This is a genomic window from Neorhodopirellula pilleata (assembly GCF_007859915.1).
Taxonomy (GTDB): domain Bacteria; phylum Planctomycetota; class Planctomycetia; order Pirellulales; family Pirellulaceae; genus Rhodopirellula; species Rhodopirellula pilleata.
Genome location: NZ_SJPM01000010.1, coordinates 267,535 through 282,555 on the forward strand (window position 1 = coordinate 267,535; position 15,021 = coordinate 282,555).

A 15,021-nucleotide genomic window follows, 5' to 3' on the forward strand; every position below is an offset into this window, starting at 1 on the left:
AAATCGGAGAGAGGGAACCTGCCACAGGCGATCATTGGCCCGCGAACGGTCCTCGCGTGGTTTGCAGTCGGGAGAGATTAGCGGAAGACCCACCGGTAATCAAGGCGTTCATTGAGCCCATATTTTTTTAGGACATAGGCCTGTTCTGCCGGGTCGTCGAACGCCGGCACGCCGAATCGCACCCGGTCGGCGGTCTGGTCCATCGAATCGCCCGGCCGATAGAAGTTCAGCATCAAGGCTTTGCGTCGATAGGGGGCGTCGGCTCCCTCGCCGTCCTGCTCGAATGCGTTGGTCAAACCGAATACGTTGACGGATAGAAAATCGATGTTCGGGTCGATGTCCACCCAGGTTGCGACGCCCCAAACGCCAGGCGAGTCGTCGTCTTCGGTTCGCGGGATTTTGATCGACGAGATGTCGACCGAATTGTACAGACGCGTCGAAATCTGTTCGCGGATCGCGATCCGCTGCATCGCGGTTGGCAAAATTTGATCGGTGAACTTCTTGCCCGACTCGTGGTCTTCGAGAACGAACATAGGAAAGAACCGCTTCGTGTTGTAGCTGATCGACTCGATCCGCTTATAGACCGGCGTGTTCGGATTGTCGGCGGCCGGCCGCAAGTCGCCACCGCGATAACGGACGCGGTAGACCATGTAATGGACCAGTTTGCGTTGCAATCGGCCGTCCGGACGGGGAATATCGAGATAGATCTGACGCAGCGGTTTGAACGAAAACTCCAAACAGAAGATTTCGCGGCGGAGGATCACCTGTTTGGCCATTTCCTCAAGCGTGCGCGAGCGTGGGTCGAAATGAGGCCGCCCTTCGGGGTGATTTCCCGTTTGCCAACTGATTTCCGGATGAGCGTCGATCATCGTCTGCAGCGTCAACGGCCCGTCAAAGGTTTCCTTGGGGTCCGGAGCGGGTGGAATGACGGTGACCACCCCGGGTGCGAACTGCGTCTGGACCTGGGTCGATTGATCGGCCTTGGCATTGGCGGCCCCTTGAGCCATGGCGACGGAGGAAACGCCGAACCCGCACGCCAACCAACACGCAGACACCACCCAGCGTGAAAGTCGAGTGCGGAGGAAAACCGCGTTGGTAACTTGAACAGATCTGTGCATCAAATTGCCGGTGGGGGCGGGAACGGAATCGGTGACGCGGTAACGTCACGACGGGGGATGGAAAGGATACGTCCTTCGCCGCCGTTCCGGTTCAACGTTGAACCGGAATGTCGCTGGCCGAAGAGACTTCGCCGGAGGATTCGTCGCTCGGACGTGATGCGATCGATTCTAGTCGCGTCGAGCCCGTGTCGCCCAGTTTTTCGCCGGTTTGGCCCGACTTTTCGTCCGATTGGTGCTCCCCGGCTCCGCTCGCTACGTTCCCTCGGGGATTGGCCAATTGCAACGACGCGGCCAGTTGGACATCCGCCCCGTCGAGTTTCGGCACACTTTCACCGTCCATCGTCAACGTGGCGACGACGCGGTGTTGCTCGTCATCGCTAAAGTGCATCATGATCCACTGGATCGGGACCCCTTGGACTTGGCCGGTCGCGACGACCCGCAACATTCGCAACCCGCTTTCGGTGAGGTCCGTTTGGCTCTGCAGGATTTCTCCGAACCGATCTCCGAGTTTACGTTTGACGTCCAATTCGAACGCTTCGATCGTCCACTGTTCGCCTTCGGCCAATCGGGGTAGCGGCCGCAGGTTGAGTTGAGCGATTGATCGGTCGTTTTCGATCATCCTCAAGATCGCTTCGCCGGGTGCGTCTTTCATGATCCGCCAACGACGGTCCATCAGTGCATTGACGCCGACATAATCGCTGCCGATGTTCATCAGCAAGCGATCGCGGGGAGGCGATTGATCGAAATCGACTTTCGCGGCAATTAGAGGCAAACGTTCCGGTTTGGCGAGCGGTTTTCGGATCATCCGAATCGTCGCGGTGACGTCAAAGCCAGGCTCGGCGTTGCCGATTTCTCGTGTTTCATGGACCGCGAACGCCGCCCAAGTCACCGTTTGCAAGGTGGAATCGAGCGTCAATTTGCCCAACACGTGAAGCTGCGTCGGCACGCCCGCAACGCTGCCTTCGATTTTTCCTCGCATCTGAAGTTTCGCGTCGGCTGCGTCGGCGGACACCAACTCCATCTGCACGTCCGAAGCGGCGATCGCGGTCAAGTTGAACACCGAAGCCAACGTCATCGACGCAACTTCGATTTTCTCGCCTACTCGAAGCGTCTTCGTGGGCACCAACGAATCGATCGCACAGCTCGCCACCGGCGTCCGCAACAATTCGACTTCCTCGTGGGTCAAGTAATCGTCGCCGGAGTAGATCGTTTCGGGCAATTGTTCCCGACGGGCGAGGATCGAATCGAGCGAATCACGAAGCTGAGTCGCTTGTGTCGTGCGGTTGAGCGTGCTGGTGCCGGTCGCTTCGTGGTAGTGTCGCTCGGCCACGATGATGGCCGACTCGGCGGTTGCCCCCTCGGGTCGCAAATAGCGTTCTTCGTAATCAAGCGAAATCTTGCCCGTGATCGGCAGCACCTGCTTGGGGCTGTCCGGGATCATCGGATCTTTGGCTAAATTCACGTTGCCTTTGACGTCGATTTGCATCCGCACGCGAAACAAATCACGTCCGCGATTGACCCGTAGCGAAGACTCGCCGGCGGACGCATCGCCGGCGTCCGGCCAACCGGCAGCCCAACTGCTCGCCAAGGCACCACCCGCCAAAATCCGTGATAAGAACCCACGGCGGGTACCGGAGGATACCGAGGGATGTGTCGAAAATCGGAGAACTTCTGAATTCATCACAAAAATCGCAAGCGATGGAGTAAATCGATAGTTAACGACGTAGATCGAGTCACGGCTTCCCGTAGGGAAAGTCGCCAAGACCTTCGCTGCGGGCGAACGGAAACACCGCTCTGTTTCCTCAAATTCGGCATTGCCTCCTCAACCGGTTGAACCCTTGTTTCAGATTGCCGCACATTCTCATTTTGCGACGGAGATGGTTTCAATCTGATTGTAAAAATGACAATTTGGCCACGAACATTCAGGACACTTGGAGACGCCAAAAGTTTTTTCCGCCATCTAAAACCACGGTTTTACCGGACACTTTCGAAGTCAAGCGGAGATTTTTTGGTGACGGTCGGTCGTTTGGCCTGAAAGTTTCTACTAGGCTTCCCGTCCACCACCGGACTGCCTCTTAAAAAGGCATCGGCGGGGCAACGATTCCAGAGGGATTGGCTTTCCCACCGCATTTTCCGCAGAAAATGAATGGGTAGGCCAGGTAAACACGGTCGCTTGGTGGTTTCTGTGAAACGCGCAGGTTGGCTGATTCTTCTTGAAAAAATTGCCGGTCCGATGAACTTTTTACTGAACTTTTCGTTCCGCGAGATGGTCTGATGGTGGGCTGATCGACGGCATGGAGTCGTTGAGAAGGCGACGCGAGTCGCTGCCACTTGTCGCCTTATGGATTAGGCGATCCCCGGGCAAATCAGATTGAACGTGTCGGCGACCCGCCGGGGTTGCAAGGAAATGTGACACGTGATCAGCACTGGGAGTTTGCGAGTTATGCATACTGGATATCGTCACATCGGATTGATGGAACTTCGGGACCAATTGACCCGTTTTGCCCCTCGAGCCAAAAAAATTGAACAGGGCGAGTTGGCTGAAAAGCTGCTCGGTGAAATCGTCGACGGTCGGGACTATGTCCTCGATTATGTTTGCTTCCGAATCACCAACTACCGTCCCGATTCCAAACTTCGCCAAACGATCGCCGCTGCGGATTTAAGGCACGACTTGCGTTTGTTGATCGAAGACCTCTCCGATGCGGCGGACGTCGATTCGCAAACGGTGGGTGAACGGGTATTGACGGTCAATGAGTTGGCCCGCCAATTTCGCGTTTCGACCAAGACGATCAGTCGTTGGCGAGATTCCGGTTTGGTCAGTCGCAAATTTCTTTTCGGAAAACGCAAACGCGTCGGTTTCTTGCAATCGAGCGTCGACCATTTCTTGGCATCCAATCGGGATAAGGTCCGCCGTGGCGAGCGTTTCAGCCAACTGACCGACGACGAAAAAACCGAGATGATCGAACGCGCCCGGCAATTGGTCGAGGGCGGAGCGAGTCTGTCGGAGGTCACCCAACAACTGTCCAAGCAGATGAATCGTTCCCCCGAAACGATCCGCTATACGCTGAAGAACTTCGACGCTCAAAATCAAAAAGTGGCGATCTTCCCGCATCACCGCGAAGCGCTTACCGAGGAAGACAAGCGGGTCGTTGCTCAATTGCATGCCCACGGGGCAACGATCCCGCAGCTCTGCAAACGATTCAAACGAACCCGTTCGACCATCCGCCGGATCCTTGACGACGTCCGATTGGCCCAACTCGCCGAATTGCCGTTGGATCACATCTATAACGAAGACTTCGAAGACGTCTCCCGCGAGAAAGAATTCTTGGCCGAAATGCCCGAGAACGAATCGGCTCGCAAGGTGCGTCCGCCAGCGGATCTGCCCAGCTATTTGGCGGCGTTGTACGACGTCGGGCTGCTCAATCGTGAGCAAGAAGGGCATTTGTTTCGCAAGATGAACTACCTGAAACACCGCGCCGGTGTGTTGCGGGATGAATTGCTCGCCAGCGGGCAGGCGAATAAGCAAACCATGGATCGCATCGCGTCGTTGTACGAAGACGCGGTGCGGGTAAAGAACAAGATCGTCCAAGCGAACTTGCGTTTGGTCGTTTCGATCGCCAAACGACACGTCGCCTCGACCGAGGATTTCTTCGCCTTGATCAGCGATGGCAATATGTCGTTGATCCGCGCGGTCGAGAAGTTTGATTACTCGCGTGGCAACAAATTCAGTACCTACGCGACCTGGGCGATCATGAAGAACTTCGCCCGAACGATCCCGAAGGAATTCAAACACCGCGACCGGTTCCGTACCAGCGGCGAAGAAATGTTTGTCGCTCATCAGGACGAACGGCTCGACCCGTACACGGAAGAAACCGTGCAACTTCAGCGTCAACGAGAGTTGGCCCGGATCTTGGATCGGTTGGACGAGCGAGAGCAAAAGATCATCTCGGCACGTTTCGGTTTGCAACGCGGTGCCGAACCGTTGACTTTGAAAGAAGTCGGGGTCGAAATGGGCGTGACCAAGGAACGTGTTCGTCAGCTCGAAGCAAGGGCATTGAGCAAGCTCCGCGAAGCCGCCCGCGACGCCAAAATCGACATCGAATTGGGCGCCTCCTGAACCCACTCGTAGGCTGGGTCGAAGCCGCTTCGGCGGAGACCCGGCAGTGGGGCGAGAAGCGAGTGGCGAGAAGCGAGTGGCGAGTGGCGAGTGGCGAGTGGCGAGTGGCGAGATCGGTCGAACGTTCGTTCTTCCAGGCCGAATATGCCGGGTGTTCGTCGTCAAAGCCCTCCTCCACCCAGCCTACTTAACGCTTCGCGAACTAATTCGGGGCCGCTGCGTAGCGTTTAGCGGTAAATTTCGCTACGTTCGCGTTTTTCGCTTCCTCGCACCCGTATCCCCCTGGTTTGAATGTCGGCCACCGTCGTACTCGTTTTGGTGGCTGCTGCGGTGGCGGGGTTGATCAGTGCGGTGAGCTTGTTCCCTGTTCGGTGGTTCGCCCGGCAACTTGGGTTGCTCGACCGTCCCGGTGGTCACAGTAGCCATACCGTGCCGACGCCGCTCGGCGGCGGCATCGGGATTTATCTCGGCATTGTCATTCCAATTTTGTCGGCACTCGCGCTCGCCTGGTGGCTGCAAGACGCCGACCGGTCGAGTGCCTTGCCAGACGTACTCGGTGGGATCGTCCCCGCTCGATATTGGGAACAAGCCGTGTTGCACGCCCCGGGGGTTTGGTCGCGTTCGCACGACATGTTGTGGTTGCTCGCCGCCGGAACGTTTCTGTTGTTTTTGGGTTTGTGGGACGATCGTCGCGGTTTGCCGGTGCTTGCTCGCCTGGGTTGCCAATTCGCGATCGCCGCCGCCGTCGTTTTGGGGCTGGGCATCGAACTGACGGCTTACTTGAACGCCGGATGGTTGACCAAAGGTTTGTCGATCGTGTGGATCGTCGCAGTCATCAATTCGTTCAACATGCTCGACAACATGGACGCCTTGTCTGGAGGCATCGCCGCGATCATTGCCGCTTCGATCGCAGCGGTGATGTTGACGACACCGGATCCGGGAACCGAGCGACCTCAACTTTTGGTGGCGGCGCTGTTGCTCGTCGTGGCCGGAGCGTTAATCGGATTCCTCTTTCACAACCGTCCGCCGGCGAGCATTTTCATGGGCGACGGTGGCAGTTACTTGGTCGGATTTCTGATCGCCGTTTCGATGTTGATGGCAACCTTTGCGGGTGGCGCGACGAGCAACGGATCGGTTCGACCCCATGCGATTCTGGCTCCGTTGTGCGCGATGGCCGTGCCGCTGTACGACATGACCACCGTGATTTGGATCCGGATTCGCGAAGGCCGCAGTCCGTTCCAGGGCGATCACAGTCATCTGTCGCATCGCCTGGTGGCATTAGGATTGACTCGAACCCGCGCCGTCGCGACCGTTCATCTGATCACCGCGACATGTGGTTTGTCGGCCCTGCTACTGACGCACGTGTCGATCTTGCAAGCGATCACGGTTTTTGGAATCGTCGCATGCATGTTGTCGCTCGTCGCGATCTTGGAATCGACGCATTGGCGGGAACCTAAGTCGTGAGCCACACGACTCGGACCGGGGACCGAGCGACTTTCGCCGTGCCAGCGGGGATCGTCCACGCGGGCCTGGCGATGGTAGCAGCGTTCTTGTTGGTTTGGTCGACGTACCATCCCGGCGACTCGACGGCGGTCGAACGAGGTGAGTCGTTAGGTCTGACACTTGCGGTGATGATCGGCTCGTCGGTCGGGCTTGTCTCATGGATGTTTGTCGATCCGGAAACGTTTCGGTGGAGGCAAAGTGCTTTTTGGCTCGATGTTATTCCGGTGTTGTTGGCCGTTTGGGTTGTGTTGTCGGCGTGGATCAATGCGGGCCTTTTCAGCGGATGGTCGCCTCCGCTGGGTGGCGATCTTCGCGCGTCGACCAACGAAGCTTGGTGGTGGATTGCAGCGGCCGCTTGGTGGGTGATGTTGCGACGAGGTGCGACTTGTGCGTCTTTTCGATTTGCACTGACCGGTATGCTGGTCGGCTTGGGCACGCTGTTGGCCGTCCATACCTTGCACCAAGAGTTCGTTTCGTTTCCTGAAACATTTGCGGCATACGAAGCCGATCCGGACGGGCAGCTTGCTCAATTGGGGCTCGACGCGCCTCCCGGTTCTGCCGCCCGGATGATTTTCGAAAATCGGCTACGTGACGGTGGTCCGACCGCGACGTTTGCCCTCGCCAATTCGCTTGCCGGACCGCTGGCGATGCTTGCCTCAGCCTGTTTGGCGATCTTGGCTTCCATGATTTCGTCGAGACTTCAACGTCGTGCGACGGGGGATCAGGCACGGATTCATTCTGGCGGTCTTGCCGTGGTGGCGAGCGCTGCGTTCCTTCTCTTGTTCGCGTTGTCGGTAAGTGGCAGTCGTTCGGGCGTTCTCGCGGTGGCGATCATGGCGACGGTTTGGTTGACCCAGACGTTTGCCCGAAAATGGTTGGATGCCCGAGGTCGGTTCGTCTTGATGTTCTCCGGTGCAGCAATATTGTTGCTCGGCATCGCCGTCGTGGCCGTAGACCGGGACTCTTGGTCGCAAGCCCCGGCGACGTTGCAACTACGAATCCAGTACTGGAACGCGACGTTAGCCATGGTCGCCGATCATCCTTGGTTCGGCGTGGGGCCAGGGAATTTTCAGCTTGTCTATCAAGCGTATCGCGACCCGTCGGCTCACGAGTTGATCGCCGAGCCGCATCATTTCTTTTTTGAAACGTTATCGGCTAGCGGTTGGATCGGTGCGTTTTTTTTGATCGCGATGTTGATCGTCGCCGTGAGAGTTTTCCGCAGCGGATTGAAACCGATCGAAATCCAGTCCAGTGACGCGACCGACGAATCCAAATGGATCATCGGAGCGACCGGTGCGGGCGGATTGTTCGGGTTGATGTGGGTTTGGTACGACGGAATTCGTCGGGACTTTCCGCCAGATTTCGACGCCCATCAATGGGCGGTGCCGGTAGCGGTCGCCATGGTCGGCGGATGGTCGGTTTGGGTGAAGGCAAACCGGCAAGACATTGATTTCCGACGCGTCGGAGCGATGGCGGCGGGCACCGGGTTGTTGCACCTTTGCTTTTCCGGCGGATGGACGATTCCCGGTGTCGCCTTGGTGTTGTCGAGTTTCGCGGCGATGGCAGTTCCCACGGCGGACGATTCTCAAACGGATACCGATCTCGGGGCGAACCGAGGTTTGAGATCGCAGCCGTGGGTCGTCGCCGCCGTGATGGTCAGTTTGGTTTGGTGGATGTTCGCTTTTTCATTCCGCCCGGTTGCCCAAACCGATCAAGCGATGAAACAGGCCGAGCGGTCTCTCAGCCGGAACCGGTCCGAGGCGGCAAGGAACGTTCTGCAATCGGCGATGGCCCTTGATCCGCTCGCCGCCGATCCTGCGATTTGGTTGGCCGTGATCGAAAACCGCGATCGTCTCCGTCGCCCGGTCGAGCCCTTGCCCGAGAAATCGCTTGAGATTTTTTCTCAGGCCGTCGACCGCATCGGCAACGATCCGGCCAAGCTGAAAGCGATCGGGGAACTGCACTTGCATCGTTATCAAGTCAGTGGACTGGAGAGCGACTTAAAGATGGCGTCGGATATCTTCAATCGATTGATCTCGCTGTCACCGACTCACCAGGCCTACGTCGCCCAGGCCGCCGAGATCGCTCGCGAACAAAGTCGCCTCAACGGTTCGTCACATGAAGTTGCCGACAAACTCGCCCGGCGGGCCGAGGAGTTATGCGAGGCAGGCGGTGTGGTCACGCGAGCAATCAACTTTCAAATGATCATGCCCTGCCGCAAGTTGGGACGACCGGCGATCGAATCATCCGTCGTGCGACCGGCCGACGAAGTCTTCGCGACTTGGTGACAGTGGTTCGACTTAGTGACAGTGGTTCGACTTGGTGACGGCGTTATCGTAGCGGCAGACGGTCGTGGTGGGCTCGAATGCGGTTGACCAACGTCCACGCCGCAGCATGAGACTTAAGCAACCCGACTAGGCGACTGGTGGAAACTCCCCAGTGTGCAACAACTAAACTCGGTTGGCCTCCGGCAACAAGCAGGTCGTTGAGCACCAGCGCCAAGAGGCCGGGCTTGTCCGGATTTTCGTCGGCCAGTTTCAACGCTCCACGTTGATACTTACGGTGCAGTTCACTTTCCAAAACATCTGGCTTGACGTTTTGTGTGCTCGGATCGAGCATTGATGTGGTTCTGATCGAAACCGCCAAGACGTAACGCAAACGCTGAATTGCGACGGACCGGTTCCGATGCTGATTGCGTTGTTCGGTCGCCTCTGCGGTGATCTCCGTGGGGAGTTCATCGTCGCGATAGGCGATGAAGACGCCTGAGGCGGTTCGGTTGCGGTGTTGCCCGCCCGGGCCGCTGCGGGTTTGGGTGCGAAAGGTGCATCGGCCGATCAAGTCGTCGACATCGATCACCGCCGGATGGGGAGATGCGACGATCATCATTTTGAGCCGATCTTCGGGTTGAGGCCACTTTGCCGAGGTGTCGTCGGGACTTTCCTGGTTCATCGTCTACATCCCGACCCATTGACGCATCGAATCGAGCCAATCACGCCACAGCGCACGCGATGGTAAATGAAGAACGGCTTGGCAAACCGCCCCATCCCACCGGGGAAGCTCGCCGAGGTCCGTTAGAAATTCTTCGGGGATATCCGCGATCGCTTGGTAGGTGTGTTTGGTGTCGTTGGTGACTTCGTCGGAATCGGCCCGCAGTGGCGAAACCGATCGCACGGTCGTTGCCAGCACCATTGCCGAACGACCGGGCACGGACAACCGCACCGGGCAACCGACTTGGATACCCTCGTGGTCGGCAGCGTCGAGGGGCAATGCCACTTGCAACGCGGGAGAGGTCGCAATTCGGCACCACGGCTGCCGATCATCGGCGGCTTCCCCGACGCCGGGTGATAGCCGGCCGGGATAATTGATTTCTCCGGCAGGGTTCCCGAGGATCGTGTTAGCTTGGTTCGCGTCTTTCGCACGCTGATCGCCACCCAAGATGATCCCGTCGGCCGGAGCAATGATATGCAGCTTCTTCTTGCGATCGGCAAGTTCGGCCTGGGTCCGTTTCGCTGCGAGCGAGGCTTCGTCCAAGACCTCCCATTGATTTTCCGGTGCAGAATTTGGTGAAGACGAGCGAGAGGATCGCGCGCCGTACAACGATGCCAATCTTGCCGATCGCGAGCGATGCTTGAGGACGTTGCTTTGGCCCGCGATGGATACCAAGTGAAGTTCCAGTTCCCGATCACTCAAATTGGCTAGCAACTGACCGCTGAGGACTTGATCACCTACGCGCACGTGGATCCCGTCGACGATTCCTTCGCCGGGCAAATAGATCGTGACAACCTCTTTCGCTTCAAGGTTTCCTTGAACATGTCGGTAGCGAGGTATCGGAACGATTGGGATCGCCACGAGAACGACGATCGAACCAGCGGCAAGGAATCTCCGTCGCGTTCGAGGGACGATCGACCATTTTCCATTGCCACGGAACATTCCCCACCATCCTTTGCCGACTCGCGTGACAGCCATGGCCGTCATCAAGGCGACCACGATGGTAGCGATGCGCCACAGGTTCCATTGATCGGCGACCGCTAGAATCATGGCCGCGATCGCAACAAAGATAAAAACACGATACGTCGTCGAGGCAACATGGTAAACGCTCAAACAACAGCCGCGGATCGTTTGGCGGTGCCATCGTGCCCACGGTGTCGAGAGCCATCGCATCCAAGCCTGACCGGCTTCGACGCGAAGATTAGCGCTGTCCAGCAGATCGCTGAGGATGAAGTAGCCGTCGTATCGCATCAACGGATTGGCGTTGAACAAGATCGTGCTGACACCGCAGATCAGGATCACGTTCATGGCGGCCAATCGAGTGTCGGCCGAGTCGGCAAGCACCCAAACCCAAATCGCGAGCACGCACACGACGCCTTCGGCCATCATTCCCGCAGCCATCACGATCGCCCGCCGGATCGGATCGGGTTGCCGCCAAACTTCAGTCACGTCGACGTAGGGACAGGGAATTCCACATAGCAACCACACCCCCGCCACGCCACATCGACAACCTAAACGGCGACAAGCGACCGCGTGGCCGGTCTCGTGGATCGCTTTAGTCAGCACGAACGTGGCACCGATTTGCCATAGCGAAAGTGACGCGAGGTACTTGGTCAGTGAGGGAACACTGCCGATCCAATGTTCCCAACGAACGATCAACATCACCACGCCTAAGATCGCCGCGATGATCCAAAGAAACATTGCCTTGGGCGAGTAGGCCCAGTCGCTGTAAGGGACGATCGACTGGGCGAATCGATCCATCGAAGCGATGGGGATTTTGATCGACAGCGGCGACCAGCCGATTTCGCGGTTGGTCACTCGGGCCCGCGTCCATCCGGCGTGAACGGCCTGTTGTGCGATCGAACGATCGACCGGGATGTCGTCGGATGATGTCTGGCGTCGTAACTGACCCCACAACGTCCGTTTGATTCGGGCGAACCGGCCGCTGATATCATCAACGATGATGCAATCACGCTCGCCGGGCAACGGCAAGACTTGCAAGTCGCCTCTTAGCTTCATGACACACTCACCGCAGCGACCCCGATCGTGCTCGTTCGGCTCGCCACGCCGTCTCTGCTTGCCCGCGATGGATAGTCATCGTCACGTCCATTCCCGGAGACAACTGCCACCCGTCGGCTTCCAGCGGGGAGTTGGTCGTGACGTTGCGTCGATTGGCAACCTCGGCGTGCAGCCGGAAGCGATTGCCGGATAAACGGGTCGGATCCACCGACAAAACCTTGCCTCGCAAGGATTGTTCGATGTCTTCGCCGCTGCTCGGGTCGACCTTGGTCCACTGAACGCTAACCGGCAATCCGACGCAGCGGGCGGGATCGAGTTCGTCGGCGTGGACGAGCGAGTGCAAGTGCAACACCGCCGCGTCGGCAATCGTTACCAACGGCTCGCCCGCATGAACCCATTCGCCCGGTTCGCGGTGCACCTCCAACACGACGCCCTCGATCGGTGCGACGCATTTCAACTGGGCGAGTTCGTGATCGATCACGGCCAAATCGGCGGCCCGTAGTTGCAGGTCGATCTCGGCTTGTCGGCGTTCTTTTTCGGCGCGGGCGAGTTCCAGTTGGGCGCGTTCGACGGCCAACTTCATCCGACGCAATTGGTTACGTGCGACGGCACCGCTGACCCGCTCGCTGGCCGCTTGCCCGTCGTCGAGTTCGGCTTCGGCTTCCGCCAACGCGGTCTCCGCGTAGCGGATCTCGACGCTGTCTTGGATCACCAATCGTGCGGCCTGTTCCTTTAACGCCGCCGCCCGGCGGCGGATCACGGTTTGGGAATCATCGAGCTGGGCGAGCAAATCGCCCGAGCGCACCCACTGGTTGCGCTGAACGGGCAAGACGGCAACGGGGCCGCTTGTGCGGGCGGGCACATCGACTTGGCCGGCAAAATCAACGACCACATCTCGAGCGACCACCGAATCGCCCGACGAACGCGTCGGGGGATCCTGACCGGTAGTCTGCGCCGATGTCGAGGTGGAAGCGAGAAAGCCCAGCGTCAGCATTGCCGCCAACAGGAACCGATTCGACCAACCCATCGCATTCATAGGTACATCCCCACACGTGTTCGGAACCAACCCCAAACGTCTTCAAACAAGAATGACCCGACCGAAGTACCGCCGCAGTGGATGGTGATTCGCGCCGGCGTTTCGACGAGTGGTTGGTCGCCGAGCCGGGGCGTTTGCTCAAGCGTCAACCGCAAGATAACACCCGGAGTGCCATCGATCGGATCGGACACGACGGGCCCGAATCGTTGTGTCGTCGCGGTTTGCGATTGATCGGCCGACCAACGGGGTGCGACGTCGGCAACCAGACACTGCTGCGAGATCGCCTGATCGATCTGTTGAACACGCCGTTGTGGAACCGTCGCGTCGGCGACCCAAGTCGTTTCGGCAGCGATGACGCTCAAGACCGTGTCGCCACGTCGCAGCGGTCGATCGGATAATCGCTCCTGAATCCGCCAAGCGTCGACGCGCCCGTCACGTCGGGCACGTAAAACCAAGTCGTCTTGGCTCTGAGCGATGATCTGCAATTGCTCGTCGATCGATGCGATTTCTTCGTTGATCTCGTCACCGCTTGGCAAGCCGGCCGCGCCGTCGACCGAACCATTGGAAGCGACTAGTTGCCGATTGAATTGATCTCGTTTTTGAGACAAGACGGCGCGACGGCCGAGCAGCGTCGTTTGCTTCTGGCTGAGATCATCCGACCACAACGTCGCGAGCAGATCGCCCTGCCGAACGGTCTGGCCGTGATCGACGTGGATCGTTCGAACAATCGCATCGTGCCGGGCGTGGTAGGTGTCCAGTTCGAGCGGTCGGAGCACTCCGGTAACCGGGATCACCGACGGGATCGGAACCCACAGCAGCATCGCTGCGGTCATCGCCATGGCGGTCAACAAAGCGACGCGGCGACGAACCGGGGAAACCGACGTGGCAGGTGCGCTGGTGGACGCGACAAGATCGTCGGACGATAACTGCGTCCGGTGGGTCGATGGCGACGTTGCTGTTAAACGGTTCCACCACTTTCCGCCCGGAATCGCTTCGATTCGTTCGGCCGCCGCCCAGGCGAGTTGACCGCCGATGAGCATTCGTTCCAAAACCGCCGTCGTTTCGGGGTCGGGCTGTTTGGCCAACGATGAGTCTCCCTCACGCTGCAGCAACACCATCCGCCAGCGTCGATCACCGCGAAGCGAGACCACCCAATGCGGAATGACGGGTTGCTGCTCGTCCGATCTGCGTCGTTCCGATTTTCGGCGGTCGATGACCGGATCGGACTTTGGGTGATCATCGCAGTTGGTTGTCGCATTCTCCGGCGTGTTCTCCAGTGCAGTGTCTGGTGAGTTTCCGTCGGTGGAAATGGACAGGTCGATGGCCCCGGCGGATCGCATCGGTCGCGACGCTGCTTCGCGAATCGCTTGGGCGGCCGCTCCGTGTTGGTCGATCCGGTCGACATGACTGACCGCGACGATCCGCGGGCGTCCACGATCGATTCGGCACAACGCGACCCGTGGACATTCCAACAGTTCAGCGGTCGCGTCGACCCAGGCGGCTAAGACTTGCGTCGTCGACGAGAGCGTCTGCAGATGATCCGCCACGCGGGCGGATCGATTGATTTGGGACAACCGGCGACTTAGCGAACGCAGATGCTCGGCGCGTAAGAACTCCCCGGCGAGGTCCGCCATTTGGGCAAGGAACCGCAGCGAACCCCGTTGGCTCGCGGGACTTCCACCGGGTTCCAAGAACACTTCGATCAAACAGTTCGGCAGCGGCGAATCCGGATCGATCGATACCGGTACCAGCGCCGCCGGATGCGACGTCGGATTGGCGGGCAAATCGGCGTCTGAAGCTCCTGGAGTGGCAGGAACGACGACGGGCGAATGCTGCGCGGCGACTTCGATCAACAAGCCGTCATGAACCGATCGGGCTGTTTCGTCGAGTCCAAGATCGGTGACCGTTCCCAGACGATGTTCGGCGATGTAACGCCAATCAGCGAGATCGGCCGTCGCATCTTCGATACTCCAGATGACCACACCGTGCGCCGCCATCGCACGTAAAATTCGGTCGGCGAGGAAACGCAGGTACGGATCGCGGCCTTGATGCGAGCGTGCCGCCGAGGCCACCTCGCGCACGATCGCCGAGATTTCTTGACGAGCTTGATCGATCAGCGTTTCGGCAGAATCGTTTCGGCGAACGGGTCGGTTTTTGTGCGCAGCCGCATCGGTTGTCCCTGAATCGGATTGCCCCGGTGTGAACAGAAACGGTTCGCTGGCGGCCGTCGCAGTCACGAT

At 58.7% G+C, this 15,021-nt stretch carries 9 protein-coding genes; 3 read left to right on the forward strand and 6 right to left on the reverse strand.

Translation table 11 applies throughout. The features are described 5' to 3' along the window. Positions 1–77 precede the first annotated feature (77 nt). Positions 78–1,118, reverse strand: coding sequence for a hypothetical protein (locus tag Pla100_RS21390; protein WP_146579971.1), 1,041 nt, complete (start codon positions 1,116–1,118; stop codon positions 78–80). 91 nt (positions 1,119–1,209) lie between these two features. Continuing rightward, a complete protein-coding gene (locus Pla100_RS21395; RefSeq protein WP_146579973.1) occupies positions 1,210–2,799 on the reverse strand; it encodes a hypothetical protein in 1,590 nt (529 codons plus the stop codon). 762 nt (positions 2,800–3,561) lie between these two features. Between Pla100_RS21395 and Pla100_RS21400 the strand changes: the two genes are divergently transcribed. From Pla100_RS21400 to Pla100_RS21410, 3 genes are all read left to right on the forward strand, one after another. Next, positions 3,562–5,235, forward strand: a complete 1,674-nt coding sequence (locus Pla100_RS21400; protein WP_146579975.1) for a sigma-70 family RNA polymerase sigma factor — start codon at positions 3,562–3,564, stop codon at positions 5,233–5,235. 291 nt (positions 5,236–5,526) lie between these two features. Next, a complete protein-coding gene (locus Pla100_RS21405; RefSeq protein WP_146579977.1) occupies positions 5,527–6,699 on the forward strand; it encodes an MraY family glycosyltransferase in 1,173 nt (390 codons plus the stop codon). After that, positions 6,696–9,026, forward strand: coding sequence for an O-antigen ligase family protein (locus Pla100_RS21410; RefSeq protein WP_146579979.1), 2,331 nt, complete (start codon positions 6,696–6,698; stop codon positions 9,024–9,026). Before Pla100_RS21405 ends, Pla100_RS21410 begins: the two co-directional genes overlap by 4 nt. Positions 9,027–9,069: 43 nt before the next feature. Here Pla100_RS21410 and Pla100_RS21415 read toward each other — a convergent pair whose 3' ends face one another. From Pla100_RS21415 to Pla100_RS21430, 4 genes are read right to left on the reverse strand one after another with little or no spacing between them, the layout of a single operon-like run. Continuing rightward, positions 9,070–9,687 carry a peptide chain release factor family protein gene (locus tag Pla100_RS21415; protein ID WP_197168124.1) on the reverse strand — a complete coding sequence of 206 codons (618 nt, stop codon included), beginning with the start codon at positions 9,685–9,687 and terminating at the stop codon, positions 9,070–9,072. A 3-nt stretch (positions 9,688–9,690) separates the two neighbouring features. Further along, positions 9,691–11,745 (reverse strand): efflux RND transporter periplasmic adaptor subunit, encoded by a 2,055-nt coding sequence (locus Pla100_RS21420; RefSeq protein ID WP_146579982.1) that lies wholly within the window; start codon positions 11,743–11,745, stop codon positions 9,691–9,693. A gap of 7 nt (positions 11,746–11,752) precedes the next feature. After that, positions 11,753–12,781, reverse strand: coding sequence for an HlyD family secretion protein (locus tag Pla100_RS21425; RefSeq protein WP_231603313.1), 1,029 nt, complete (start codon positions 12,779–12,781; stop codon positions 11,753–11,755). Then, positions 12,778–15,018, reverse strand: a complete 2,241-nt coding sequence (locus tag Pla100_RS21430) for an efflux RND transporter periplasmic adaptor subunit (RefSeq protein WP_146579984.1) — start codon at positions 15,016–15,018, stop codon at positions 12,778–12,780. The genes Pla100_RS21425 and Pla100_RS21430 overlap by 4 nt, the downstream gene beginning before the upstream one ends. Positions 15,019–15,021: the final 3 nt, after the last annotated feature.